Origin of the sequence: Paraburkholderia sp. GAS334 (assembly GCF_050436625.1) — a bacterium.
Lineage (GTDB): Bacteria > Pseudomonadota > Gammaproteobacteria > Burkholderiales > Burkholderiaceae > Paraburkholderia.
Window position 1 is genome coordinate 292876 of sequence record NZ_JBNDMO010000002.1, and the last position, 24634, is coordinate 317509.

The 24634-nt window shown below is 62.8% G+C and carries 20 protein-coding genes; 1 reads left to right on the forward strand and 19 read right to left on the reverse strand.

What is annotated here, in order from left to right; genetic code table 11:
* Positions 1-221: 221 nt before the first annotated feature.
* On the reverse strand, positions 222-716 hold the full coding sequence (locus P3T21_RS04695; RefSeq protein WP_429254763.1) for a nitrate reductase associated protein: 495 nt from the start codon (positions 714-716) through the stop codon (positions 222-224).
* Positions 717-851: 135 nt separating this feature from the next.
* Here P3T21_RS04695 and fdhD point away from each other — a divergent pair, with 135 nt between their 5' ends.
* Complete coding sequence (gene fdhD, locus P3T21_RS04700; protein WP_429254764.1) at positions 852-1673, forward strand: formate dehydrogenase accessory sulfurtransferase FdhD; 822 nt, start codon at positions 852-854, stop codon at positions 1671-1673.
* 106 nt (positions 1674-1779) lie between these two features.
* Here fdhD and P3T21_RS04705 read toward each other — a convergent pair whose 3' ends face one another.
* From P3T21_RS04705 to P3T21_RS04790, 18 genes are all read right to left on the reverse strand, one after another.
* Entirely contained in the window at positions 1780-2550 is a 771-nt protein-coding gene (locus P3T21_RS04705) for an enoyl-CoA hydratase (protein WP_429254765.1), read from the reverse strand.
* Between the two features lie 99 nt (positions 2551-2649).
* Complete coding sequence (locus P3T21_RS04710; protein WP_429254766.1) at positions 2650-3849, reverse strand: acetyl-CoA C-acyltransferase; 1200 nt, start codon at positions 3847-3849, stop codon at positions 2650-2652.
* Between the two features lie 24 nt (positions 3850-3873).
* Positions 3874-6309 (reverse strand): 3-hydroxyacyl-CoA dehydrogenase/enoyl-CoA hydratase family protein, encoded by a 2436-nt coding sequence (locus tag P3T21_RS04715; RefSeq protein WP_429254767.1) that lies wholly within the window; start codon positions 6307-6309, stop codon positions 3874-3876.
* A 106-nt stretch (positions 6310-6415) separates the two neighbouring features.
* Positions 6416-8203 (reverse strand): acyl-CoA dehydrogenase C-terminal domain-containing protein, encoded by a 1788-nt coding sequence (locus P3T21_RS04720; RefSeq protein ID WP_429254768.1) that lies wholly within the window; start codon positions 8201-8203, stop codon positions 6416-6418.
* Between the two features lie 104 nt (positions 8204-8307).
* Entirely contained in the window at positions 8308-8907 is a 600-nt protein-coding gene (locus P3T21_RS04725) for a TetR/AcrR family transcriptional regulator (protein ID WP_429254769.1), read from the reverse strand.
* Positions 8908-9269: 362 nt separating this feature from the next.
* Entirely contained in the window at positions 9270-10532 is a 1263-nt protein-coding gene (gene clsB, locus P3T21_RS04730) for a cardiolipin synthase ClsB (RefSeq protein ID WP_429254770.1), read from the reverse strand.
* A complete protein-coding gene (gene nudB, locus P3T21_RS04735; protein ID WP_429254771.1) occupies positions 10529-11005 on the reverse strand; it encodes a dihydroneopterin triphosphate diphosphatase in 477 nt (158 codons plus the stop codon). Before nudB ends, clsB begins: the two co-directional genes overlap by 4 nt.
* Before the next feature lie 175 nt (positions 11006-11180).
* Positions 11181-12983 carry an aspartate--tRNA ligase gene (gene aspS, locus P3T21_RS04740; protein ID WP_429254772.1) on the reverse strand — a complete coding sequence of 601 codons (1803 nt, stop codon included), beginning with the start codon at positions 12981-12983 and terminating at the stop codon, positions 11181-11183.
* A 63-nt stretch (positions 12984-13046) separates the two neighbouring features.
* A complete protein-coding gene (locus P3T21_RS04745) occupies positions 13047-13709 on the reverse strand; it encodes a DUF502 domain-containing protein (protein ID WP_429254773.1) in 663 nt (220 codons plus the stop codon).
* Between the two features lie 72 nt (positions 13710-13781).
* The gene (locus tag P3T21_RS04750) at positions 13782-14150 is read right to left on the reverse strand and encodes an FmdB family zinc ribbon protein (protein ID WP_429254774.1); all 369 of its coding nucleotides are present in this window, start codon (positions 14148-14150) and stop codon (positions 13782-13784) included.
* A 139-nt stretch (positions 14151-14289) separates the two neighbouring features.
* Complete coding sequence (locus P3T21_RS04755; protein WP_429254775.1) at positions 14290-14955, reverse strand: methyltransferase domain-containing protein; 666 nt, start codon at positions 14953-14955, stop codon at positions 14290-14292.
* A gap of 26 nt (positions 14956-14981) precedes the next feature.
* Positions 14982-16562, reverse strand: a complete 1581-nt coding sequence (gene ubiB / locus P3T21_RS04760) for a ubiquinone biosynthesis regulatory protein kinase UbiB (RefSeq protein ID WP_429254776.1) — start codon at positions 16560-16562, stop codon at positions 14982-14984.
* A gap of 15 nt (positions 16563-16577) precedes the next feature.
* The gene (locus tag P3T21_RS04765; protein WP_429254777.1) at positions 16578-17222 is read right to left on the reverse strand and encodes a ubiquinone biosynthesis accessory factor UbiJ; all 645 of its coding nucleotides are present in this window, start codon (positions 17220-17222) and stop codon (positions 16578-16580) included.
* Between the two features lie 156 nt (positions 17223-17378).
* Positions 17379-18389, reverse strand: a complete 1011-nt coding sequence (locus P3T21_RS04770) for a Tim44 domain-containing protein (RefSeq protein ID WP_429254778.1) — start codon at positions 18387-18389, stop codon at positions 17379-17381.
* A 35-nt stretch (positions 18390-18424) separates the two neighbouring features.
* Positions 18425-19156: a bifunctional demethylmenaquinone methyltransferase/2-methoxy-6-polyprenyl-1,4-benzoquinol methylase UbiE gene (gene ubiE, locus P3T21_RS04775; RefSeq protein ID WP_429254779.1), complete on the reverse strand. Its 732-nt coding sequence runs from the start codon at positions 19154-19156 to the stop codon at positions 18425-18427.
* A gap of 82 nt (positions 19157-19238) precedes the next feature.
* Positions 19239-19664 (reverse strand): gamma-butyrobetaine hydroxylase-like domain-containing protein, encoded by a 426-nt coding sequence (locus P3T21_RS04780; RefSeq protein WP_429254780.1) that lies wholly within the window; start codon positions 19662-19664, stop codon positions 19239-19241.
* A 7-nt stretch (positions 19665-19671) separates the two neighbouring features.
* Positions 19672-20100, reverse strand: a complete 429-nt coding sequence (locus P3T21_RS04785) for an HIT family protein (protein WP_429254781.1) — start codon at positions 20098-20100, stop codon at positions 19672-19674.
* Positions 20101-20133: 33 nt separating this feature from the next.
* Positions 20134-24228 carry a DUF3683 domain-containing protein gene (locus P3T21_RS04790; RefSeq protein ID WP_429254782.1) on the reverse strand — a complete coding sequence of 1365 codons (4095 nt, stop codon included), beginning with the start codon at positions 24226-24228 and terminating at the stop codon, positions 20134-20136.
* Positions 24229-24634 lie beyond the last annotated feature (406 nt).

Here is a 24634-nt window from a genome sequence, read left to right on the forward strand (position 1 = left end):
AGCCGGCTTTTCGTCGTTCTGTGCGGCAACACGAATGCGGGTCTTTTACGCGCTAACCTCTGGATAACGGCCGATTTCGGAGGAGATTGAGGGCGGAGAGGGAAAATTTCTGTGCGGGCGGGTGATGAGCGGAGGCGAAGCGATGCTGCCAGGGTAGCGACGGGCGAAGCAGCCGTGACAGCCGGGCCGTCACAGCAGGGAAAAACGACCGCAGCGAAAATTCAGCTGAATTCGTGCCCGGAGGCCGCGATGCCGAATTCGGTCATCGCCGGCACGAAATCGTGGTTGCCTTCCGGCTTGCGCGACAGCTTGGCGAGCACGTAGCGCTGGAACGGGTCAAGCTTCGCCCACTGCTCTCGGGTCGGCGCGCGCAGCCGGGCGACGAGGGACTGATGCACCACGCCATCCGGCACGGCCTCGGTGTTGCGCCAGGCGGGCGCTTCGTCGGGCGTGAACCATTCCGGCTCGACATTTGCATGCGTACGCAGCATTTCGAAGAGCGCGTGATCGAAATTCGGTTCGATGGCAGCGTCTTCGTCAACCGGAAAGCGCGCCAGCAGCGCGCGGTCTTCGTGCGGCAGCATCTGCCACTGGGCGAGCGAGATGCGCAGGCCGAAGCGGTCGAGATTGAAGCGCACAGCCATCGGCATGAACGTGAGATTCTCCGATGAAGCGACTTCGAAGTTAAAGAGGAGCGGCGCTTCGTTGAGTCCCATGACAGTGTCCTCGTTGGTGGCGGGCAACGCGCGATGCCAGCTTGAGGTATTTTAGAACCTTATTCGCGGGTCGCGAGGCGTATCGGCAGCGCGCCGACGGCGCCATGCCCGCGCGGCAATTGAAGGAGTGGACGCTTGAACGAACTGGAAACCGCCGGCCAGCCCGGCGCCGTCGAGCAGACGGTGCGCCGGCATCGCGGCGAATCGGTCGAAACGCTCGCCGATCATGTCGGCCAGGAATGGCCGGTCGCGCTCGTCTTCAATGGCATTTCGCATGCGGTCATGATGTGCACGCCACGCGATCTGGAGGCATTTGCCGTCGGCTTCGCGATTTCCGAGGGCATTGTCGAGCGCAGCAGCGATATTCAGGACATCGAGGTGGCGTTCTTCGACGGCGAGATGCCGTACGCCGAAGCGCAGTTGACGGTCGTGCAGCAGGCGTTTGTCGCGCTGAAGGAGAAGCGCCGCGCGCTGGCTGGTCGCACAGGCTGCGGCGTCTGCGGGATCGAAAGTATCGATCTGCTCGACCTGCAGCCGGAATTGGTGCCGGATACCGGCTTTCTCTTGCGGCTCGCGCCTGACGCGATTGCCCACGCCGCACGCGAATTGCCCGCGCATCAGGCGCTAACGCGTCTGACGGGCGGGCTGCACGCCGCCGCATGGTGCGATGCGCAAGGCGCGATCCGCTATGCGTTCGAAGACGTCGGCCGTCACAACGCGCTCGACAAGCTGATCGGCCGGCTGGTGCTCGACCGGGTCGATACGAAAGAGGGCTTCGTGTTCCTGTCGAGCCGTGCGAGCTATGAACTGGTGCGCAAGGCGGCACGCGTCGGCATCCCGATGCTCGCGACGATTTCCGCGCCCTCTTCGCTGGCCATTGCGATTGCGAAAAAAGCGCAGCTTCGGCTGGTGAGCTTTTGCCGCGAATCGGGTTACGTCGATTACGGCACGCGATGACTGTGCGATGACAGGCGCTTCTGCAATCTTTGAATCTTGCAGTGCAGAAACCCCCTGTCTCCGCCGTTCACGCGGATCGGCGGCAATTGACGCCGATCCGCGCTGATCAGTCGAACTGCCGGAAATCCGGCTTGCGCTTTTCGAAGAACGCCTTGAACGCCTCGCGTGCTTCCGGCGCAAGCAGCATCTTGCCGAAGTGCACGGCTTCTTCGACGATCTGCGTCTGGATCTCGTGCTGTGCGGCGCGCTTCATCAGCGCTTTTGTCACCCGCAGCGACGAAGCCGGCAGCACAGCCAGTTTCTTCGCCTGAGCCCACGCAAACGCATCGACTTCCGCAGCCGGCAGCAGACGGTTCACGAAGCCCATGCGGTGTGCTTCTTTCGCGTCGAACGCTTCGCCGAGCAGCAGTTTTTCCGCCGCGCCCTGATAGCCCGCCACGCGTTGCAGCAGCAGTGACGAAGCCGCTTCCGGACACAGCCCAAGCTGCGTGAACGGCAGCGAGAACGAGGCGGAATCCGCTGCGTACACCAGATCGCAGTGCAGCAGCAGCGTCGTGCCGATCCCGACCGCCGGCCCCGCGACCGATGCAACCACAGGCTTTTCCGCCGAACTGATTGCGCGCAGGAACTGGAACACCGGCGAGTTTTCACCGCCTGATGGCGACTTCATAAAGTCTTCCAGATCGTTGCCCGCGCTGAAAATGCCCACGCTGCCGCGGATCAGGATTGCGCGCACTGAAGCGTCGCCATGCGCTTCGACGAGCGCATCGGCCATCGTCTGGTACATCGCGGCCGTAATTGCGTTTTTCCTGTCCGGCCGGTTGAAGGCAATCGTCAGCACGCCGTCTGCGCGCTCGACCAGAATATCCATCGCCATCTCCTCGTTTTCTCTTCGACTTCCTGAATGGAAAAAACGGTTCGCAAGCCTTGAGACCTGCGAACCGTTCGTCTTACATGTGCTGTGTGCGGCTCAAGCTTACAGACGCTCGATGATGCCAGCCGCGCCCATACCCGTGCCGACGCACATCGTCACCATGCCATACCTGAAGTTCCGGCGACGCAGCCCGTGCACCACCGTCGATGCGCGGATCGCACCCGTCGCGCCGAGCGGGTGACCCAGCGCGATCGCGCCGCCAAGCGGATTGATCTTCGACGGATCGAGACCGAGGTCCTGGATCACCGCCAGCGATTGTGCAGCGAACGCTTCGTTCAGCTCGATCCAGTCCATGTCTTCGATCTTCAGACCGGCGGCCTTCAGCGCAGCAGGAATCGCCTCCTTCGGACCGATGCCCATGATTTCCGGCGGCACGCCGCGCACAGCGAAGCTGACGAAACGGGCGAGCGGCGTCAGGTTGAATTCCTTCAGCATCTTTTCCGACACGACGATCAGCGCGCCCGCGCCGTCCGACGTCTGCGAACTGTTGCCGGCCGTGACCGAGCCCTTGTTCGCGAACACCGCGCGCAGCTTCGCGAGACCTTCCATCGACGTGTCCGCACGTGGACCTTCGTCGAGCGCGATCTCGCGCGTCTTCACCTTCACCTCACCGGTGGCGAGATCGGGGAAGCGCTCGGTGATCGTGTAGGCGGCGATCTCGTCGTTGAACTCACCGGCCTGTTGCGCGGCGATCGCGCGGCGGTGCGATTCGACCGAGAACTGGTCTTGCGCTTCGCGGCTGATCTTCCAGCGCTCGGCGACCTTCTCGGCCGTCAGACCCATACCGTAGGCGATGCCAAAGTCTTCGCTGCGATCGAAGATGTGCGGCGACATCGACGGCTTGTTGCCCATCATGGGCACCATGCTCATCGACTCGCAGCCGCCTGCGATCATCGCGTCCGATTCGCCGACGCGAATGCGGTCGGCCGCCATCGCCAACGCCGTCAGGCCCGACGCGCAGAAGCGGTTCACCGTCACGCCGCCCACCGAATTCGGCAGGCCGGCGAGCAGCGCGCCCATCCGCGCGACGTTGAGACCCTGCTCCGCTTCCGGAATCGCGCAGCCGACGATCGCGTCTTCGATCACCTTCGTGTCGAGGCCCGGCACCTGTGCCACGGCCGATCGGATCGCGTGCACCAGTAGTTCGTCCGGGCGCGTGTTCCTGAACATGCCGCGCGGCGCCTTGCCGATCGGCGTGCGGCTCGCGGCGACGATGTATGCGTCCTGCAATTGCTTTGCCATTTGAAACTCCTTTGTCGTCGCGCGTTAGTTACGCACCGGCTTGCCGGTCTGCAACATGCCCATGATCCGTTCCTGCGTCTTCTGCGTGCCGAGCAGATCGACGAACGCCCGACGCTCGAGTTGCAGCAGCCATTCTTCATCGACAAGGCTGCCGGCTTCGACGTCGCCACCGCATACCGCTTCCGCGATGCGGCTCGCGATCACGTAGTCGTGCTCGCTGATGAAACGGCCATCGCGCATGTTGACGAGCGATGCCTTGATCGTCGCAATCGCCGAACGTCCCGCGACGGGCACCTGGGTCACACGCAGCGGCGGACGGTAGCCCGCAGCGGCCAGTGCGCGTGCTTCCTTCTTCGCGGTGTCGAGCAGTTCGAAGACGTTGAAGACGATCGTGTCGGACGGCTTCAGATAGCCCATCGCGCGGGCGTCGAGCGCGGAGGCCGAGACCTTCGCCATCGCGGCGTTTTCGAACGCCTTCTGCACGAACTTCAACAGATCGCTGGTCGCGCCCACTTGCGTCGCGGCTTCGGCGGCACGCAGCGCGGCTTCCTTCAGACCGCCGCCGGCCGGCACGAGGCCGACGCCCACTTCGACGAGACCGATATAGCTTTCGATGTGCGCAACGCGCTTCGCGCTATGCAGCACCAGCTCGCACCCGCCGCCGAGCGCGATGCCCGACACAGCCGCGACGACCGGCACGCTCGCGTACTTCACGCGCAGCATGCCCTGCTGGAACTTCTTCACGAACGGCTCGATGCCCTTCGCGCCGCCCATCATGAAAGCGGGCATCGCTTCTTCGAGATTCGCGCCTGCGGAGAACGCGCCGCCCGGCGTGCCGAGTTTCAGCGATGTCGGCTGCCACACGACCACGCCCTTGTATTCCTTCTCGGCGAGGTCGATCGCCTGCACGAGGCCGTCGATCACCGACGGTCCAATCGTGTTCATCTTGCTCTTGAACGACACGATCAGGACGTCGTTCTCGCCGGCGCGATCGTCGACCCACGCACGTACTGCGTCGGTTTCGAACAGTGTCTTGCCGTACGTCTTCGGGTCGGTTGCCGTCTCGCCGGCCAGCGGCGCACGGAACACCTGCTTCTCGTAGACGGAAAGCGACGAGCGCGGCACGAACGACTTCGACGCCGGCGACCACGAACCGTCATTCGTATGCACGCCGCCTTTCTCTGCGACCGGCCCTTCGAGCACCCACGAAGGCAGCGGTGCGTTCGACAGCGCCTTGCCTGCCGCGATGTCTTCCTGCACCCACTCGGCGACCTGCTTCCAGCCGGCCGTCTGCCAGCCTTCGAACGGCCCCTCGTTCCAGCCGAAGCCCCAGCGGATCGCGAGGTCGACATCGCGCGCGTTGTCCGCGATCGATTCGAGATGGACGCCGATGTAATGGAACACGTCGCGGAAGATCGACCACAGGAACTGCGCCTGTGGGTGTTCCGATTCGCGCAGCAGCTTCAGACGTTCCGCCGGCGGACGCTTCAGGATGCGGCCGACCAGTTCGTCGGCTTTCGCGCCGCTGTCGACGTACCCGCCCGTCTTCGGGTCGAGCACCTTGATCGCCTTGCCTTCTTTCCTGTAGAAACCGCCGCCGGTCTTCTGACCGAGCGCGCCCTGCTTCACCAGTTCGGCGAGCACAGCAGGCGTCTCGTAGACCGGGAAGAACGGATCGTCGGCGAGCGTGTCCTGCATCGTCTTGATGACGTGCGCCATCGTGTCGAGACCGACCACGTCCGCGGTACGGAACGTCGCCGACTTCGCGCGACCGAGACGGCTGCCCGTCAGATCGTCGACTTCATCGAAACGCAGACCGAACTTCTGCGCTTCCGTCATCACCGCGAGAATCGAGAAAATGCCGACACGGTTCGCGATGAAGTTCGGCGTATCTTTCGCCCGCACGACGCCCTTGCCGACGACACTCGTCAGGAACGATTCGAGCTGGTCGAGGATTTCCGGACGCGTCGTCGCGGTCGGAATCAGTTCGACGAGGTGCATGTAGCGTGGCGGATTGAAGAAGTGCACGCCGCAGAAGCGCGACTTCAGTTCATCCGAAAAGCCCTTCGACAGTTCGGTGATCGACAGACCCGAGGTGTTCGTCGCGAAGATCGCATTCGGCGCGATGTGCGGCGAGACTTTCCTGTACAGGTCGTGCTTCCAGTCCATCCGTTCAGCGATCGCTTCGATCACGAGATCGCATTCTTCGAGCTTTGCAATGTCGTCATCGTAGTTGGCGGGCTGGATGTACTGCGCGTCGTCCTTCACGCCGAACGGCGCCGGCGACAGCTTTTTCAGGTTTTCGATCGCTTTCAGTGCGATGGCATTCTTCGGACCTTCCTTTGCGGGCAGGTCGAACAGCAGCACAGGCACCTTGGCGTTGATCAGGTGCGCAGCGATCTGCGCGCCCATCACGCCGGCGCCGAGCACGGCTACCTTGCGAATGATCAGATTGCTCACGTCGTTCCTCCGGGGAGTTATGCGGTGTCGCTAGTGGTGCGAATGCGGGACGGGGCGAATGCGCCGCGCGTTCAGTGCCAAACGCGCGGCGCATGCCTGAGATGCTTTAGAACAGCGCTTCGTCGACTTCCATCAGCGACTTCGATCCAGCGCGTGCCTGACGGATGGTCATCGCCGTTTCCGGCAGCAGCTTCGCGAAGTAGAAGCGTGCGGTGGCGAGCTTCGCCTTGTAGAACGGATCGCCCGATGCCTCGTTATCCAGCGCGATACGTGCCATGCGCGCCCAGAAATACGAGAACACGAGGTGGCCGACGGTGCGCAGATACGGCACGGCAGCCGCGCCGACTTCATCCGGGTTCTGCATCGCCTTCATGCCGATTTCCATCGTCAGCTTCTGCACCTTTTCACCAATGTCGGCGAGCGGGTTGATGAACTCCTGCATCTCCGGCTTGATGCCTTCGGCTTCGACGAGGTCGGCGACCAGCTTGCCGAACTTCTTCATCTTCGCGCCCATGTCGCCGAGCACCTTGCGGCCCAGAAGGTCGAGCGATTGAACCGCGTTCGTGCCTTCGTAGATCATGTTGATGCGAGCGTCGCGCACGTACTGCTCCATGCCCCACTCAGCGATGAAGCCGTGGCCGCCGTAGATCTGCATCGCGTGGTTCGTGCCTTCGAACGCGTTGTCCGACAGGAACGCCTTCAGGATCGGCGTGAGCAGCGCGATGAGATCGGCAGCGTCCCTGCGCGCGGATTCATCCGCGTGCGACAGTTCCTTGTCGATCTGCAGCGCGCACCAGTACGTGAATGCCCGCGCGCCTTCTGCATACGCTTTCTGCGTGAGCAGCATGCGACGCACGTCCGGATGCACGATGATCGGATCGGCGGCTTTTTCCGGCGCCTTCGGGCCGGTCAGCGAACGCATCTGCAGACGCTCCTTCGCGTACACCAGCGAGTTCTGATACGCGACTTCGGTCAGGCCGAGGCTCTGCATGCCGACGCCCAGACGGGCAGCGTTCATCATCACGAACATCGCGTTCAAGCCCTTGTTCGGCTCACCGACGAGCCAGCCCTTCGCGTTGTCGAGATTGATCACGCACGTCGCGTTGCCGTGAATGCCCATCTTGTGTTCGATCGAGCCGCACTTCACGCCGTTGCGCTCACCCGGCTCGCCCGCTTCGTTCGGAACGAACTTCGGCACGATGAAGAGCGAGATACCCTTGGTGCCCTTCGGGGCATCCGGCAGACGTGCCAGCACGAGGTGGACGATGTTCGCGGCCATGTCGTGTTCGCCGCTCGAGATGAAGATCTTCGTGCCGCTGATGGCGTACGAGCCGTCGCTGTTCGGCTCCGCCTTCGTGCGCAGGATGCCGAGGTCAGTGCCGCAATGCGGTTCGGTCAGGCACATCGTGCCGGTCCACGTGCCGGACACCAGCTTCGGCAGGTAAAGTTGCTGCAGTTCCGGCGTGCCGTGCGCGTGCAGACATTCGTACGCGCCGTGCGACAGACCGGGATACATCGTCCACGCCTGATTCGCCGAGTTGAGCATTTCGTACAGCGCGTTGTTGACGAACGCGGGCAGGCCCTGGCCGCCGTACCCGGGATCGCAGCCGAGCGCCGGCCAGCCAGCCTCGACGTACTGTTGATAGGCTTCCTTGAAGCCTTTCGGCGTGGTCACGACGCCGTCACCGACGTACGTGCAACCTTCCTCGTCGCCGCTCTGGTTCAGCGGAAACAGCACCTCGGAGCAGAACTTGCCGGCTTCTTCGAGCACCTGGTTGATCGTATCGGCGTCGAGATCCGCGTGCCTCGGCATCTGCCTGATCTCGGCTTCGACGTTAAGCAGCTCGTGCAACACGAATTGCATGTCGCGCAGCGGCGCGGCGTACTGTCCCATGACTCTTCTCCACTCCAAAGGTGTTGGCTTAAAGCCCGGCCACCAGCCAGGGTCCGTAATGTGGACCTTTTCCGCCAACGAACCCGATGGATCCGGAGGCGCGGCTAGCGGCTTTCGCTTTGATACGAAACGATCAATTTATCCAGCGAGGCCCACGTCAGGCGCACTGCATCCGGCAGGTGCAGGAAGCGCGCATCGTGATGCAGACCCAGCGTGAGGCTGTACAGTTCGAAGAGCATCAGTTGCGGATCAGCGTCCTTCCTCAGATGCCCCTCTTCCATCGCCTGCGAAATGGCTCGCGTGAGCGCGGCGCGCCAGATGCTCACGCTCGACACCAGTTGCTCGCGCACCGGGTTGTCCGCGCGGTCGTCGTACTCGACCGCTCCGCTGATATAGATGCACCCAGTTGTGACTTCCTGAATGCGCTTCTCTATCCAGCGCGAGATCATCGCCCGCAGACGTGGCAGACCGCGCGGTTCATGCAGACTCGGAAAAAACACCTCCTCTTCAAAACGGCGGTGATATTCCCTGACCACTTCAACCTGCAGATCTTCGCGCGACCCAAAATGCGCAAACACGCCGCTTTTACTCATCTGCATGCGCTCGGCCAGGAGACCAATCGTCAGACCTTCGAGTCCGTCGCGGCTGGCCAGGTCGAGTGCTGCGTCGAGAATTGCGGCTCGCGTCTGTTCGCCTTTTCGCATAGCTTTTATACCGTTCTGATTTGACCGAAAGAAAATCGAACGGCCGTACTATTGTTGAGTACGACCGCCCGCGAAACAAGGACTTTATTAGAAACCGGTTTCTAACCGGCCTCCAATTTTGCGGCATCCGTCAATCGGACGACGCGTAATTTTAGGGATTGTTCGTCCGTCACGCCTAATGGGGTTTTACCGGCTCACCGCGCTTGTGTATCCAGGTGAATTACCCGGATTGCGCTGGGACGCCGGAGAGGATGGGCTGTGGTTGTTGTATTGCCTTGTTGTATTGCCTGTTCAGCGGATGGTTCGACGGCTGGTCTGCAAGCGCTGCCCCGGACGCGGGTTCCGTGCCCGGAGACGGAAAGCTAGTCGTAGCCACCGACCGTCAGCACCTTCATCACCGCCCGGTATGTGTTGTACGCGAGCCAGTTAAGAATGCGCTCGCCGCGCGGACGGGCCTCGTAGCGCGCCAGATCGATCCGGCGCGACTCGTCGAACGCGGTCAGGATCGCGGCGCGCAGGTCGTGGATCGCGCGATCCGCCACCAGCACGACGTTCGCCTCGTTGTTGACCAGCAGGCTGAGCGCATCAAGATTCGACGAGCCCACTGTCCCCCAGCTCGAATCGACCACCGCGACCTTGCCGTGCAGCAGCGTCTTCTCGTATTCGGCGATCTTGACGCCCGCTCGCAGCAGCGCGCGATACAGGAACGGCACCGCGTAATCGAGCGCGGCAAACTCCTTGCGCCCGATGATCAGCCGCACCTCGACGCCACGCCGCGCAGCGTGCGTGAGCGCACGACGGAGCTTGCGGCCTGGCATGAAATACGGATTGGCGAGCAGCACTTCGGTGCGCGCCTGGCCGATCGCGGTCAGATACGCCTTTTCGATCGCGCGACGGTTGACGAGGTTGTCTCGCGCGACAAACGCGACGCACGGCAGGCCGGAATCACGCAGATCGCCGCGCGCGCGCCGGCGCAACCGCAGGCGCGCAGCGCGGCCGGGATCGGGCGGCGCATCGCCGACTTCCGCGGTTGGCGATTCGATGGGCTTGTATCCGATGCGAATGCGGCGCCATTGCACTTCGAACGCGTCGCGGATGTCGGTGACGACCGGCCCATGCAGCTCGACCGCGAAATCCCACCGCGGGTGCGGCAGACGCGCGCCGTTGTTGTCGAAATCGTCGACGACGTTGATGCCGCCGCAATACGCGTACTCGTGATCGACCACCGCGAGCTTGCGGTGTGTGCGCGAAAAGCCGAAGCGGCCAAAGATATGCGGGTTATAGACGCGATGTTCGACGCCGTTCGGCAGCCAGTCATCAAACAGAGCGAGATTCCCGGTGCCGACGCCGTCGGTGATCACGCGTATCCGCACGCCACGCGCGGCGGCTCGCAGCAACGCAGCGGACAATTTCCGTCCCGCGTCGTCGTCGCAGAAGATGTACGTTTCGAGCGCGACATCGCGCGTCGCGGCGTCGACGCGTTCAATGAGCGCGTCGAAATATTCATCGCCGGAACGGAAGAGCCGGACATCGTTGCCGGTGGTGAAGCGGTATCGCTGCCAGTAACGCCGGCCGCGAAGGCTCTGACGGAGCCGCGCAAAGCGTCGCGTGGTGAGGCTCGTCATCGCGGGCGCGCCGTGAGGCGCGTCGGCAGTTGCAGGATGGCCTCGCGGTTCGACCACGAAAAGCAGCGCGCCGCCGCTTCCTCATAGGGTAACCACGCAAACGCCGTGTGCTCGCGCGGCGACAGCGTCACTTCAACGCGATGCGGCACCTGCAGGCTGAACCAGTGCTCGACATTGCGCGTGACACCGTCAGCGTACCGATGACGCCACACCGGATAAATCTCATATTCGATCTGATGCTGCCACTCATGCAGCGCATCGAGCGGCACCGCCGGCGTGCCGACGACAATGCCTGTTTCCTCGCCCACTTCGCGGATGGCTGTTTCGATGACGGGCTCGTCGATGTGGTCCTTCGATCCCGTCACGGATTGCCAGAAGCCCGGCCGGTCAGCCCGTTCGATAATCAGCACGTCGAGTTGCGGCGTATGGATGACGACAAGGACAGACTCCGGAATCTTCGGCGGTTTCGGCATGGTGATCGATGATCAGGCGAGGCACAGCGCACGCGCAGGTTACGCGCGCCGCATGTCAGTCAGTTGATAGATTTCGCTTCGACTGTAACGCAAAAAACGAAAAAGGCGCGTGACGCGCCTTTTTCTTCCGATGCTATTGAAGCTGCCGAAGTTGCTTCGGACGTTCGGGCAACGATTACTGAACCTTCGGCTCCGGCTGACGCAGACGGATGTGGAGTTCGCGCAACTGGCGCTCGTCCACTTCGCTCGGCGCCTGTGTGAGCAGGTCTTGCGCGCGTTGCGTCTTCGGGAACGCGATCACGTCGCGGATCGAATCGGCGCGCGCCATCATCGTCACGATACGGTCGAGGCCGAACGCGATACCGCCGTGCGGCGGCGCGCCATACTGCAGCGCGTCGAGCAGGAAGCCGAACTTCGCACGTGCTTCTTCCGCACCGATCTTGAGGGCGCGGAACACCTTGCTCTGCACGTCTTCCTGATAGATACGAACCGAGCCGCCGCCGATTTCCCAGCCGTTCAGCACCATGTCGTACGCCTTCGCGAGGCAGCGGCCCGGGTCCGTTTCCAGATATTCCAGGTGCTCGTCCTTCGGGCTCGTGAACGGATGGTGAGCGGCCACGTGACGTGCCTCTTCCTCGTCGTATTCGAACATTGGGAAGTCGATCACCCACAGCGGCTTCCAGCCGTCTTCGACGAGGCTGTTCGCCTTGCCGAATTCCGAATGGCCGATCTTCAGACGCAGCGCGCCGAGGCTGTCGTTCACCACCTTCGCGCGATCTGCCGCGAAGAAAATGATGTCACCGTCCTGCGCGCCGGTGCGCTCGAGGATCGCCGCGATCGACGCGTCGTGCAGGTTCTTGACGATCGGGCTTTGCAGACCGTCACGACCCTTCGCGACTTCGTTGACCTTGACCCACGCGAGACCCTTCGCCCCGTAGATGCGCACGAATTCCGTGTAGCTGTCGATGTCGCCACGCGACAACTCGCCACCCTTCGGCACGCGCAGCGCTGCAACGCGGCCGTCCTTCGTGTTGGCCGGCGTGCTGAACACCTTGAAATCGACGTCTTTCATCGCGTCGGTCAGGTCGGTGAATTCGAGTTTCACGCGCAGGTCGGGTTTGTCCGAACCGAAGCGGCGCATGGCTTCCGAATACAGCATGACCGGGAACTTCTCGTCGAGCTGAACGCCAATCGTTTCCTTGAACACGTGACGGATCATCGCCTCGAACAGATCGCGGATTTCCTGTTCGGTAAGGAACGAGGTTTCGCAGTCGATCTGCGTGAATTCGGGCTGACGGTCGGCGCGCAGGTCTTCATCGCGGAAGCACTTGACGATCTGGTAGTAACGATCGAAGTTCGCCACCATCAGCAGCTGCTTGAACAGCTGCGGCGACTGTGGCAGCGCGAAGAACTGACCCGGGTTGGTACGCGAAGGCACCAGGTAATCGCGCGCGCCTTCCGGTGTGCTCTTCGTGAGCATCGGCGTTTCGATGTCGATGAAGCCTTGCGCGTCGAGATACTTGCGCACTTCCATCGCGACGCGATAACGCAGGCGCAGGTTGTGCTGCATCTGCGGACGGCGCAGGTCGAGCACGCGATGCGTGAGGCGCGTGGTTTCCGACAGGTTGTCGTCGTCGAGCGGGAACGGCGGGGTGACCGATGCGTTCAGCACCGTCAGGTCGTGACACAGCACTTCGATCTTGCCGCTCTTCAGGCTGGCGTTCGCCGTGCCTTCCGGACGGTTGCGGACCACACCCTGAACGCGCACGCAGAACTCGTTGCGCACGCCTTCGGCGATCTTGAACATCTCCGCGCGATCCGGATCGCAGACGACCTGAACGAGGCCTTCGCGGTCGCGCAGGTCGATGAAGATGACGCCGCCGTGGTCGCGACGACGGCTCACCCAGCCGCACAGCGACACGGTTTGGCCCAGCAGGTGTTCGGTCACCAGACCGCAGTATTCAGATCTCATCGACATGATGTTTGTCTTTCGTTTTGCATTGATCGAACGGTGCGCGCCGACAGGGGACGCGCTCCGGCATTACAGCGGAGGCTCGATGGTGGTCGCGCGACGCACCGGCGCCGCGTTCACGGGCGCGGACGGCGCCACGACACCCATCGAGACGATGTACTTGAGCGCGGCGTCGACCGACATATCGAGTTCGACGACTTCACTCTTCGGCACCATCAGGAAGAAGCCGGACGTCGGATTCGGCGTCGTCGGCACGTACACGCTCACGTGATCTCCCTTCAGGTGGTTGACCACGTCGCCGCCGGGAATGCCCGTCAGAAACGCGATCGTGTAGGAACCCCTGCGCGGATACTCGATCAGCAACGCCTTGCGGAACGCGTTGCCGCTGCTCGACAGCAGCGTGTCCGACACCTGCTTGACGCTGGTATAGATCGGACCGACCACCGGAATATGACGCACGACGACTTCCCACCACTTGACGAGCGTCTGCCCGATGAAGTTCTGCGTCAATAGTCCGACGATAAAAATAAACGCGATGGTCAATACGGCGCCCAGACCCGGCAGACGGAAGCCAAGCGCGCGCTCCGGCTGCCACGATTCCGGCAGCAGCAGAAGCGTCTGGTCCATCGTACCGATGATCAGGCCAAGCACCCACAAGGTAATGGCGAGCGGTACCAGCACCAGCAGGCCAGTCAGGAACACCGATTTGAGCGTCGTCTTTTTCGTCGTCATGTGTACCGCCAGTGAACCGCGCCGGCGCATGCCGCCGCGGTGTGCTTGTCGCCCTTGCGGGCTGCGATGCTGCTACGCGCCGTCTGCGCCCGAATTCGATGCGGGCGCTGCGGCAGCAGGAGCGGCCGGTGCGGCTTTCGCGCTATCGGCGCCAGCGGACGACGAACCGGCATCGGTTTTGCCGCTATCGGTCTGGCCACTATCGGCTACAGCGCCTTCACCAGCCGCGGGCTTCGCGGCCGCAGCCGCACCGCCCGCCCCACCACGGAAGTCGGTGACGTACCAGCCCGAGCCCTTCAGCTGGAAGCCGGCGGCCGTAACCTGTTTGCGGAACGCGTCTTTGCCGCATTCCGGGCATTGCGTCAGCGGGGCGTCGCTCATCTTCTGAAGCACGTCCTTCCCGAAGCCGCATGATTCACAACGATAAGCGTAGATCGGCATGATCTTTATTCCCTGCGAAAATCCTGTAAACGCCTGCAAAGCCTTGAATTATAGCCGCAAACGGTTTGCCGCCCCGGAATTCGGGGCGTGCGGCGGGATAGACCCGCCGCGTTGTCAAATGGGGGCGTTGCGGCCTGGATCAAGCTACCGCGGCACCGCGACGACGCCATGTCATCCAGCGCTCACGCCCGGCGAACACCGGTACCGAATCTGCGACGGCCTCATCTTCGATCAGTTCGAAATGCGGCAGCAGCAACGCCTCCAGCTCCGGACGCTCGATGCCGAACGGCGGCCCTTTCGGCGTAGCGCCGAGAAAGTAGAAGCCGGCCAGCAGCGCACCTGCCGGCAACAAGGTAGCCATCCGCTGCGCATAGTCGCCCCAGCGTGCTTTCGGCAGGGCGCAGAGAAACGCGCGCTCGTAAATCCACGCTGGCGTAAACGGCGGCTCGTACGAGAAGAAATCCGCCTGTTCGACGACCGCACCGTGTGCCCCCAGTTGCTCGCGCGCGGTCGCGACCGCGTTCGGTGAGAAGTCGATCGCGCGAACCTGACGCCCTTCCTGCGCGAGCACCAGCGCTTCCCAGGCGCTTCCGCAGCCGGGAATCAAAACGGATTCGCCCGCGTGCCGCGCGGCAAACGCCGTGAACGCCGATGGCACGCCCGCTTGATCCCACGGCATGAAGCCGGATTTGAAACGCTCGTCCCAGAAGGCCGGCGAGTTCGGATCTCGCGTCGCGAATTCCGGAACGGTCTGACCAGCGCCGACACCTGACTGTGGTGGAGGACGGTTTGAATCAACGCTCATGGATCTCTCCCTGCCAGCCCAATGAGTCAGCCGCCATACAGCATGGCCAGCCAGACGCGCGCAAGCACCGCGCCGACGCCCGCTGCAATGCCGAACATCAAAAGGCCTTGCAGCAGTCTGTTAGTCCGCTTTTGCTCGAGCAGGATGAGTCGCATGGCGTCGTCGTGCGGCTCGCCGTGCTGCGCATCGTGGCGCGACGCCAGCACGTGATGGATCAGACGCGGCAGTTGCGGCAGCGTCTTGCTCCATTGCGGCGCCTCGATCTTGAGCCGTTCGTACCAGCCGGACAGCCCGATCTGCTCGTTCATCCAGCGTTCGAGATACGGCTTGGCGGTCTTCCACAGATCGAGTTCGGGATCGAGCGAGCGGCCAAGGCCTTCGACGTTCAGCATCGTCTTCTGCAGCAGCACCAGTTGCGGCTGGATCTCGACATTGAAGCGGCGCGATGTCGAGAAGAGACGCAGCAACACCTGACCGAGCGAGATATCCTTCAGCGCACGATCGAAGTACGGCTCGCACACGGCGCGAATCGCGCTTTCGAGCTCCTCGACGCGGGTTGTCTTCGGCACCCAGCCCGACTCCAGATGCAGCGTGGCGACGCGGTGATAGTCGCGCTTGAAGAACGCCAGGAAGTTCTGCGCGAGATAGTTTTTGTCGAAGTCCGACAACGCGCCGATGATGCCAAAATCGAGCGCAATATAGCGCCCGAAATGCCGTGGGTCGAGGCTCACCTGGATGTTGCCCGGGTGCATGTCGGCGTGGAAAAAGCCGTCGCGGAACACCTGCGTGAAGAAGATCTCGACGCCTTCGCGCGCCAGCTTCGGAATGTCGACGCCCGCCGCGCGCAGCGTCTCGACCTGGCTGATCGGCACACCGATCATGCGCTCCATCACGAGCACCGTGGGCGTGCAGAATTCCCAATACATCTCCGGCACGAGCAGCAGATCAAGGCCGGCGAAGTTGCGGCGCAGCTGGCTGCCATTGGCCGCCTCGCGCATCAGATCGAGCTCGTCGTGCAGATACTTGTCGAATTCGCCGACCACTTCGCGCGGCTTCAGGCGCTTGCCGTCCGCCCACAGGCGCTCGGCCCACACAGCGAGATCGCGCATCAGCGCGAGATCGGAGTCGATCACAGGCAGCATGTTCGGCCGTAGCACCTTCACCGCGACCGCCTTGCCGGCGTGCTGCCCGGCCTTCACCTTCGCGAAGTGCACCTGCGCAATCGACGCGCTCGCCACCGGCACCCGCTCAAAATCATCGAACAGCACGCCGACCGGCGCACCCAGCGATTTCTCTACGATCGCGATCGCGACGTCGGAATCGAACGGGGGCACCTGGTCCTGAAGCTTCGCGAGTTCGTTCGCGATATCGACGGGCAGCAGGTCGCGCCGCGTCGACAGCACCTGGCCGAACTTCACGAAGATCGGCCCGAGGCTTTCGAGCGCGAGGCGCAGACGCACGCCTGGCGGCTGGTCGAAGCGACGCCCGATCGTGGTGACACGAAGCAGCAACCTTACGCGCCGGTCATTGACGCGGCTCAACATCATCTCGTCGAGACCGAAGCGGATGACGGTAAAGAATATTTTTAGAAAACGCAGAAAACGCATCGTAGAGCCCGGTGACTAGCGCGTGCCGCGCGGCGTGGCGGCTCCGCCCGACGCGTCGGCGTCACGGGCTTCAACCTTGTGTTCAAGACGTTCGACGCGCTTTTCGACGCGCGCCAGCGCATCGCGCGCACGGGCGAGTTCAGCGTTGAAATCTTCCAGCGCCGTGCGCCGCACCAGTTGCGGCTTTTCATCGAGCAGATATTCCGCGACCGAACCCAGCAGATTGCGACCCGTGCGAAGCGTCTGCGCATGCATCGAGCGCGCCAGCGAAGCAACGCGCAAAGCGGGGGCATCGCCGATCAACCTGGCGAGATCTTCTTCGGGTTCCCAGCGCAGATGCTCGGCGAGCTTCGCGATCACCGTAGCGAACTCCGCGTCGCCTTCGATTTTCACGTGCTTCATTGCGGCGGCCTGACCGCCCTGCACGAAGGCCGGCAACGCATCCGGCGGCACGGACACCACGACGTCGAACTGCTGCGCTTCGGTTTCGTCGACCGCGGACAGATAGCCATCCGGCCCGACGAGCAGTATCAGCGTGACAGGTGAACAGGTGAGCCGGGCAGTCTTGCCGGCGTAGGGAGCGAGGCGCTCGCGTGCCCACGATTCGCGGGCGAGCAGATGGTTGACGGCAGCAGCGAAGGGCTTGGCGGCGAGGGTCATCGGAAGTGGAAAGAAAAAACCCGCGCCGGCGATCTGCCAGCGCGGGTTCCTATTGTAACGTCCGTTGGCTTGCGGACTGTCTATGCCGAACGGCCAGTCAGGTGGCCCGATGCGCGGTTAACCTGACGTTCACACGCGCCCCGGCCTGCAGGCCAGTCAATGCTGCGCAACCTGCTGGATGCCCGCGAGCAGCCAGCCTTCGCCGGTGCGTGTCGACTTCGACAGGTTCCAGATTTCCACGAACGGCTCGGCCGCCGCACCTGCGGTCTCGCGGATCAGCCCCGAGAAACGCACGCTCGCGAAATATTCCGTGCCGCGATCTTCGACGCCCAGCAGCTCTGCGTTCAGCTGGACCACGTCCGTCTGGTTCGTGCCCGTGCCGCGTGAAGAAAGGTCGACCTTCACCTCGGCGTACATTTCCGGCGTGGTGAATTCGCGGATGTCGTCCATATTGCCGACGTCCCACGCGGCCTGCAGACGAATGAAGTAAACCTTCGCGTTGCGCAGGAACGCTTCCGTGTCGAAGTTCGCCGGCACCGACGGCGCGGTCCCGACTTCAGGCGTGTTCAGCGGATTGCCATGCGGCGCGAGATACGAACCGGACGGCGGCGCCGTATAGCTCGGCTCCTGCGGCGAATAGCCCGTGGCACCTGCGTTCAGCGTCGGCGAACCGGCGCCGCTTGCGTAAGCCGGCGTGCCGGCGTCACGTTTGCGGCCCATGAACTTGCGGATCAGCCAGATGGCCACCATCGCGATCAGCGCGATGATGATGAAGTTAGCCATTGCACCGGCGAACGCTTCGCCCAGACCAAAGTGCGAGAGCAGCGCGGCGATACCCAGACCTGCGGCCAGACCCGCGATCGGCCCGAGCCAGCGTGAGCGGTTCGGCGCGGGTGTGGCGGCCGGCGCCGGCTGCGCGCGTTGCGCCTGGGCGGCCTGCGCCGATTGCTGAGTGGGTTGAGCGGGTTGGGCCGGCGGCGGCGTGGTGGAACGCTGCATCGTATTCGACTGGCGGCCGATGCTGCCACCACCGCCGAGGCGCCGCGCTTCGGCGTCAAGCGAAACGAGCGATCCGGCCGTGATCAGACCGACCATGGCCACCACTCCGATTCGCCTCGCCCACGAACCCGATTTCTTACGGGAAGATAACAAACGCGAATCAGACATTTTTCACATTCCTTAAAAAACAATGATTTAGGACGTTAGTACTTCGTCCCCACGTGTAAAGCTACCACACCAGCTGACAAATTGTAATATTTGACGGCGTCGAGGCCTGCTTGTTCCATCATTGTTTTTAAAGTTTCCTGATCCGGATGCATGCGGATCGATTCGGCGAGATACCGATAGCTTTCGGCGTCCTTCGCGAAACGATCGCCAAGCCAGGGCAGAACCTTGAACGAGTAAACATCGTAGACCTTCTTCAGCGGATCCCATACCTTCGAGAACTCCAGCACGAGCAGACGTCCGGCGGGTTTCAGCACACGACGCATTTCTGCCAGCGCCACGTCCTTATGCGTCATATTGCGCAACCCGAAAGCGACGGTGACCACGTCGAAGTAATTGTCCGGAAAGGGAATTTTTTCCGCGTCGCACAACAGCGCCGGTGCGATGACGCCCTTGTCGAGCAGACGGTCGCGGCCCACCCGCAACATCGATTCGTTGATGTCCGTGTGCCAGACTTCGCCGCTCGGTCCGGCCTGCTTCGCGAACGCTTTCGACAGATCGCCCGTTCCGCCTGCGATGTCGAGCACCTTGAAGCCCGGCCGCACCTTCGCCTGAGCGATCGTGAACATCTTCCACGCGCGGTGCAACCCGCCCGACATCAGGTCGTTCATCAGGTCGTAGTTGGTGGCGACCGAGTGAAACACCCCCGCCACCTTCTTCGCTTTTTCCTGTTCGTCGACTGTCTGAAAGCCGAAGTGGGTCTTGTTCATCGCGCTTGTCCTTTCGCGTATTCTGGAATGTTGCGCCGCAATACCTGGCGCGCAGGCCGCATCGTACCAGCGGATGACACAATTAGTGGCAATGTCCGTGCCCGTGGCCGTGCGCAGCACCGGCAGCGGCCATCGGTGCGTCGCGGTCGACGCCCGCCGCTGCGAGTTTGCCGAAGTACTCGCGCCACAGTTCGTCCTGACGGATCGCGATGTCGTACAGCAGGTCCCACGAATAGAGCCCGGTCGAGTGCCCGTCCGAGAACGTGGGCTGCAACGCGTAATTACCGACGCCTTCGATCGATACGATCGACACGTCGCGCTTGCCGGTCTGCAGCGTCTCCTGGCCCGGGCCGTGGCCACGCACTTCCGCCGACGGCGAAAACACTCGCAGGAGTTCGAACGGTACGCGGTAGCTCTTGCCGTCGCCGTACTGGAGTTCGAGCACGCGCGATTTCGCGTGAACGACGACGCCGGTCGGAACCGGTGTATCGGGAGTCAGTCCGCTCATGATGACCTCAGGCGAGAGCTTGTTCGATTTCGTTGCGCACCGCTTCGCGCAGCAGCGTGGCCTGTGCGCGGCGCGACGACAGCAGCGCCTCCGACACCGTACGCTGGCGCGGCGCCCAGATCGGCAGCGGAAAATGCGCGTCGTTTGAAAAACGCGGAATCACATGCCAGTGCACGTGCGGCACCTGGTTGCCGAGACTCGCGAGATTCACCTTCACGGGTTGCATCACACGTCTCATCGCGCGCTCGACAGCGTAAACAGCCCGCATCACGCGATCGCGCTCATCGTCAGACAGATCGGAAAACTCGGCGATATGCGCGTTCCAGATCACCCGGCAAAAGCCCGGGTAATCGTGTTCGTCGGCGAGAACGACACGCAGCGTATCGTTCTGCCACAGCACATCGCCGCCTTCCTCACGGCAAAATACACACTCCATCATCTTCCCCGAACGGATATGTCAGCCGTGTCATTAGACCAGCACGCGCTCGATTCCGCCATTGTTCGCACGTTGCACGTAATCAGCCATCCAGTTTTCGCCCAGCACGTGACGCGCCATTTCGACGACGATGTAATCCGCTTCAGTGCCCGAGTCTTCGTTGTAGCGCGACAGGCCCTGCAGGCATGACGGGCAGCTCGTCAGGATCTTGATGTCGGGCACGTTGCCCGGCTGCGGGCCGTTGCCTGCCTTCAGCACTGAACCTTCAGCCGCACCCGCGGCGCCCGCCGACGCATTCGCCGGATTGATCGCGTTCGCGCCCGCTTCACCAACCAGCGGAATGCCGCGCAGCTTCGCCGCGCCCTTGCGCATTTCCTCTTCCTTGCGGAAGCGGACCTGCGTCGAGATATCCGGACGCGTCACCGCGAGCGTGCCCGATTCACCGCAGCAACGATCGTTCTTCTCGATCGTGTAGCCGTCGTGTTCAGAACCCATCAACTCGTTCACGAGCTTCACCGGGTCCATCGTCTTGATCGGCGTGTGACACGGGTCGTGATACATGTAGCGCGTGCCGGTCACGCCTTCCAGCTTGATGCCCTTTTCGAGCAGGAATTCGTGAATGTCGATGATCCGGCAGCCCGGGAAAATCTTCTCGAATTCATAGCCGGCCAGCTGGTCGTAACACGTGCCGCACGACACCACGACCGTCTTGATGTCGAGGTAGTTCAGCGTGTTCGCGACGCGGTGGAACAGCACGCGGTTATCCGTGACGATCTTCTCGGCCTTGTCGTACTGACCCGAGCCGCGCTGCGGATAGCCGCAACACAGATAACCCGGCGGCAGCACCGTCTGCACGCCCGCTTCCCACAGCATCGCCTGCGTGGCCAGGCCGACCTGCGAGAACAGCCGCTCCGAGCCACAGCCCGGGAAGTAGAACACCGCTTCCGAATCGGCCGTAGTCGTCTTCGGATTACGGATGATCGGCACGATCTTGTTGTCTTCGATGTCGAGCAGCGCGCGCGCCGTTTTCTTCGGCAGATTGCCCGGCATCTTCTTGTTCATGAAGTGGATCACCTGCTGCGTGACCGGCGGCTTGCCGACCGTCGCCGGCGGATGCGCCGTCTGCTTCTTCGCGAACTTCTTCAGCACGTCGTTGCCGAGGCGCTGCGCCTTGTAACCGATGCCCATCATCGCGGTACGCGCGAGGTTGATGGTCTGCGGATTCGTCGCGTTGAGGAAGAACATGCCGGCTGCGTTGCCCGGATTGAACTTCTTCTTGCCCATCTTGCGCAGCAGGTTGCGCATGTTCATCGTCACGTCGCCGAAGTCGATCTTCACCGGACACGGCGTCACGCACTTGTGACACACCGTGCAGTGATCGGCGACGTCGTTGAACTCGTCCCAGTGCTTGATCGACACGCCGCGGCGGGTCTGCTCTTCGTACAGGAACGCCTCGACCAGCAAGGAAGTGGCGAGAATCTTGTTGCGCGGGCTGTACAGCAGATTCGCGCGCGGCACGTGCGTCGCGCACACCGGCTTGCACTTGCCGCAGCGCAGGCAGTCCTTGATCGAATCGGCGATCGCGCCAATATCGGACTGCTGCATGATCAGCGATTCGTAGCCCATCAGGCCAAAGCTCGGCGTGTATGCGTTGCGCAGATCGGCGCCCGGCAGCAGCTTGCCCGCGTTGAAGCGGCCATGCGGGTCGACGCGCTGCTTATACGCGCGGAATTCACCGATTTCGTCTTCGGTCAGGAATTCGAGCTTCGTAATGCCAATGCCGTGCTCGCCGGAAATCACGCCATCAAGCGAACGCGCGAGCTTCATGATGCGCGCGACCGCCGTGTGGGCGTCCTGCAGCATCTCGTAGTTATCCGAGTTGACCGGGATGTTCGTGTGAACATTGCCGTCGCCCGCGTGCATGTGGAGCGCGACGAACACGCGGCCGCGCAGCACCTGCTTGTGGATTGCCTGCGCTTCGTCGAGGATCGGCTTGAACTCACCGCCCGCGAAGATCTGGCGCAGTTCAGCGCGAATCTCCGCCTTCCACGACACGCGTACCGTGCGGTCCTGCGTTACGTGGAAAACGGTGGCTTCCGGTTGCGCGTCGACGCGGTCCGCGAATTTCTCCGCGAGACCTTCGTAGCCGAGCTGCACCAGATAGTGCTGCGCCTCACGCAGCGACAGATCCAGCTTGTCGCGCAGGAATTCCCAGCGCGTGCGCACGTGCTTCAGCAGATCCAGCGCCTGTTGCACGCGGTCTTCGAGCAGTTCGGCGCTCGGGATTTCGTTCGCGTCATCGCTCTTGCCGAGCGGCAGCTTGCCGGCCTTGAAGAACGCTTCGAGCGCATCGACCAGTTGCAGCTTGTTCTTGATCGACAGCTCGATGTTGATGCGCTCGATGCCGTCCGTGTACTCGCCCATGCGATTGAGCGGAATCACGACGTCTTCGTTGATCTTGAACGCGTTCGTGTGTCTCGCGATCGCAGCGGTGCGGCTGCGGTCGAGCCAGAAGCGCTTGCGCGCCTCGGCGCTGACCGCGACGAAGCCTTCACCGCTCTTGCCGTTCGCCATCCGCACGACTTCCGACGTGGCGTGCGCGACGGCATCCGCATCGTCACCGACGATGTCGCCGATCAGCACCATCTTCGGAAACGCATTGCGCTTCGACTTGGTCGCATAACCGACGGCGCGCAGATAGCGCTCGTCGAGATGTTCCAGGCCCGCGAGAATCGCGCCGCCCTTCTTCGACGTTTCGAACAGGTAATCCTTGATCTCGACGATGCTCGGAATCGCCTCGCGCGCCTGGCCGAAGAATTCAAGGCAGACGGTGCGCGTATTCGCGGGCATCTTGTGCAGCACCCAGCGCGCCGACGTGATCAGACCGTCACAGCCTTCCTTCTGGATGCCGGGCAGGCCCGCGAGGAATTTATCGGTGACGTCCTTGCCGAGGCCTTCCTTGCGGAAGCGCTTGCCTTCAATGTTGAGCGATTCCGTGCGCAGCAGCTTTTCGCCCGGCGCGTACTCACCGTCGAACCACTTCAGTTCGAAGCGCGCTACCGCGATGTCATGGATCTTGCCCATGTTGTGGTCGAGGCGCGTGACTTCGAGCCAGTTCCCTTCCGGGTCGACCATGCGCCACCAGGCGAGGTTATCGAGCGCGGTGCCCCACAGCACGGCCTTCTTGCCGCCCGCGTTCATCGCGACGTTGCCGCCGATGCACGATGCGTCGAGCGACGTCGGATCGACCGCGAACACAAAGCCGGCCTGCTCGGCCGCTTCGGTTACACGACGCGTAACGACGCCCGCGCCCGAGAAGATAGTCGCGACCCGGCGATCGAGACCCGGCAGTTCGGTCATCTCGACCGCGCCGAGTTCTTCGAGCTTTTCAGTGTTAATGACGGCCGAGAACGGTGTGAGCGGCACCGCGCCGCCCGTGTAGCCCGTGCCGCCTCCGCGCGGGATCACGGTCAGTCCGAGTTCGAAGCACGCCTTGATCAGGCCGGCGATTTCGGCTTCGGTATCCGGCGTCAGGACGACGAAGGGGTATTCGACGCGCCAGTCGGTTGCGTCAGTGACGTGCGAGACGCGTGACAGGCCGTCGAAGCGGATGTTGTCCTTCTGCGTCTGACGACCGAGGACTTTGGTCGCGCGTTTGCGCAGGTCGGCGGTTTTCTCGAACTCGCTCGCGAAATCGGCGACGGCACGGCGCGCGGCGCCGACCAGCGTTTCGACGCGCGCGGCGCGGTCGACGCCTGCTTCGTCGCTGTGCTCGATCAGGTCGGCTCTACGACGCTTCTCGATCTCGGTAAGACGGTGGTTCAGCGCCTCGATCAGCAGCGCGCGGCGCTTCGGGTTGTCGAGCAGGTCGTCCTGCAGATACGGATTGCGGCGCACGACCCAGATATCGCCGAGCACTTCGTACAGCATCCGCGCCGAGCGGCCGGTACGGCGTTCGGCGCGCAGTTCGGCGAGCGCGGCCCACGCATCGTCGCCGAGCAGCCGGATGACGATTTCGCGATCAGAAAACGACGTGTAGTTATAGGGAATTTCGCGCAGGCGCGGTTCGAGGTCGACGGCTACCGCGGCAGCGGCGCCGTGCGGATCGAAAACTTGAGGTGCGTTCATATTCGGACGACTCGGTGGGTCAGCAACGCCCGCTCCAGATGAAGGGGCAAGCTGACAGTGCGCGTGGGGCGCAATTCTGGAAATCTTTTCTGTGGAGCGAAGCCCGCCGATGGCGACTCACATCGGCGTCTTCATGCGCCTAGCAGCTACACGATCGTGCATGCCGGACGTGCCGCTGCGCCGCGGGACGGGACTCACGCGGTGCGGGCATCAAATGGTCGATCCGGGGCTGCCAGTGCATCTTCCGATCCTTGTTCCAAAATGGGATTCTAACGCATGATCGGGGTGCGCGCCGGAGGTGGGAGAAGGCTGCGAAGGGGCAGCCGAATGGCTGATGCTGGGGTGCGTGTGGCCAGCCGGAGGGCGGTTGGCGCTATTATTGACCCTTTCCCGTCCCGTAAAGCGC

Excerpts from the sequence above, each read along its gene's own strand:
- P3T21_RS04720 (WP_429254768.1), bottom strand. The coding sequence starts at position 8,203 with ATGGGACAGTACGCCGCGCCGCTGCGCGACATGCAATTCGTGTTGCAC.
- ubiB (WP_429254776.1), bottom strand. The coding sequence starts at position 16,562 with ATGCGTTTTCTGCGTTTTCTAAAAATATTCTTTACCGTCATCCGCTTC.
- nudB (WP_429254771.1), bottom strand. The coding sequence starts at position 11,005 with ATGCCGAAACCGCCGAAGATTCCGGAGTCTGTCCTTGTCGTCATCCAT.
- P3T21_RS04780 (WP_429254780.1), bottom strand. The coding sequence starts at position 19,664 with ATGAGCGGACTGACTCCCGATACACCGGTTCCGACCGGCGTCGTCGTT.
- P3T21_RS04765 (WP_429254777.1), bottom strand. The coding sequence starts at position 17,222 with ATGACCCTCGCCGCCAAGCCCTTCGCTGCTGCCGTCAACCATCTGCTC.
- P3T21_RS04750 (WP_429254774.1), bottom strand. The coding sequence starts at position 14,150 with ATGCCGATCTACGCTTATCGTTGTGAATCATGCGGCTTCGGGAAGGAC.
- clsB (WP_429254770.1), bottom strand. The coding sequence starts at position 10,532 with ATGACGAGCCTCACCACGCGACGCTTTGCGCGGCTCCGTCAGAGCCTT.
- P3T21_RS04705 (WP_429254765.1), bottom strand. The coding sequence starts at position 2,550 with ATGGCGATGGATATTCTGGTCGAGCGCGCAGACGGCGTGCTGACGATT.
- P3T21_RS04745 (WP_429254773.1), bottom strand. The coding sequence starts at position 13,709 with ATGACGACGAAAAAGACGACGCTCAAATCGGTGTTCCTGACTGGCCTG.
- P3T21_RS04790 (WP_429254782.1), bottom strand. The coding sequence starts at position 24,228 with ATGAACGCACCTCAAGTTTTCGATCCGCACGGCGCCGCTGCCGCGGTA.
- ubiE (WP_429254779.1), bottom strand. The coding sequence starts at position 19,156 with ATGAACAAGACCCACTTCGGCTTTCAGACAGTCGACGAACAGGAAAAA.
- aspS (WP_429254772.1), bottom strand. The coding sequence starts at position 12,983 with ATGTCGATGAGATCTGAATACTGCGGTCTGGTGACCGAACACCTGCTG.
- P3T21_RS04755 (WP_429254775.1), bottom strand. The coding sequence starts at position 14,955 with ATGAGCGTTGATTCAAACCGTCCTCCACCACAGTCAGGTGTCGGCGCT.
- P3T21_RS04770 (WP_429254778.1), bottom strand. The coding sequence starts at position 18,389 with ATGTCTGATTCGCGTTTGTTATCTTCCCGTAAGAAATCGGGTTCGTGG.
- P3T21_RS04695 (WP_429254763.1), bottom strand. The coding sequence starts at position 716 with ATGGGACTCAACGAAGCGCCGCTCCTCTTTAACTTCGAAGTCGCTTCA.
- P3T21_RS04785 (WP_429254781.1), bottom strand. The coding sequence starts at position 20,100 with ATGGAGTGTGTATTTTGCCGTGAGGAAGGCGGCGATGTGCTGTGGCAG.
- P3T21_RS04710 (WP_429254766.1), bottom strand. The coding sequence starts at position 3,849 with ATGGCAAAGCAATTGCAGGACGCATACATCGTCGCCGCGAGCCGCACG.
- P3T21_RS04725 (WP_429254769.1), bottom strand. The coding sequence starts at position 8,907 with ATGCGAAAAGGCGAACAGACGCGAGCCGCAATTCTCGACGCAGCACTC.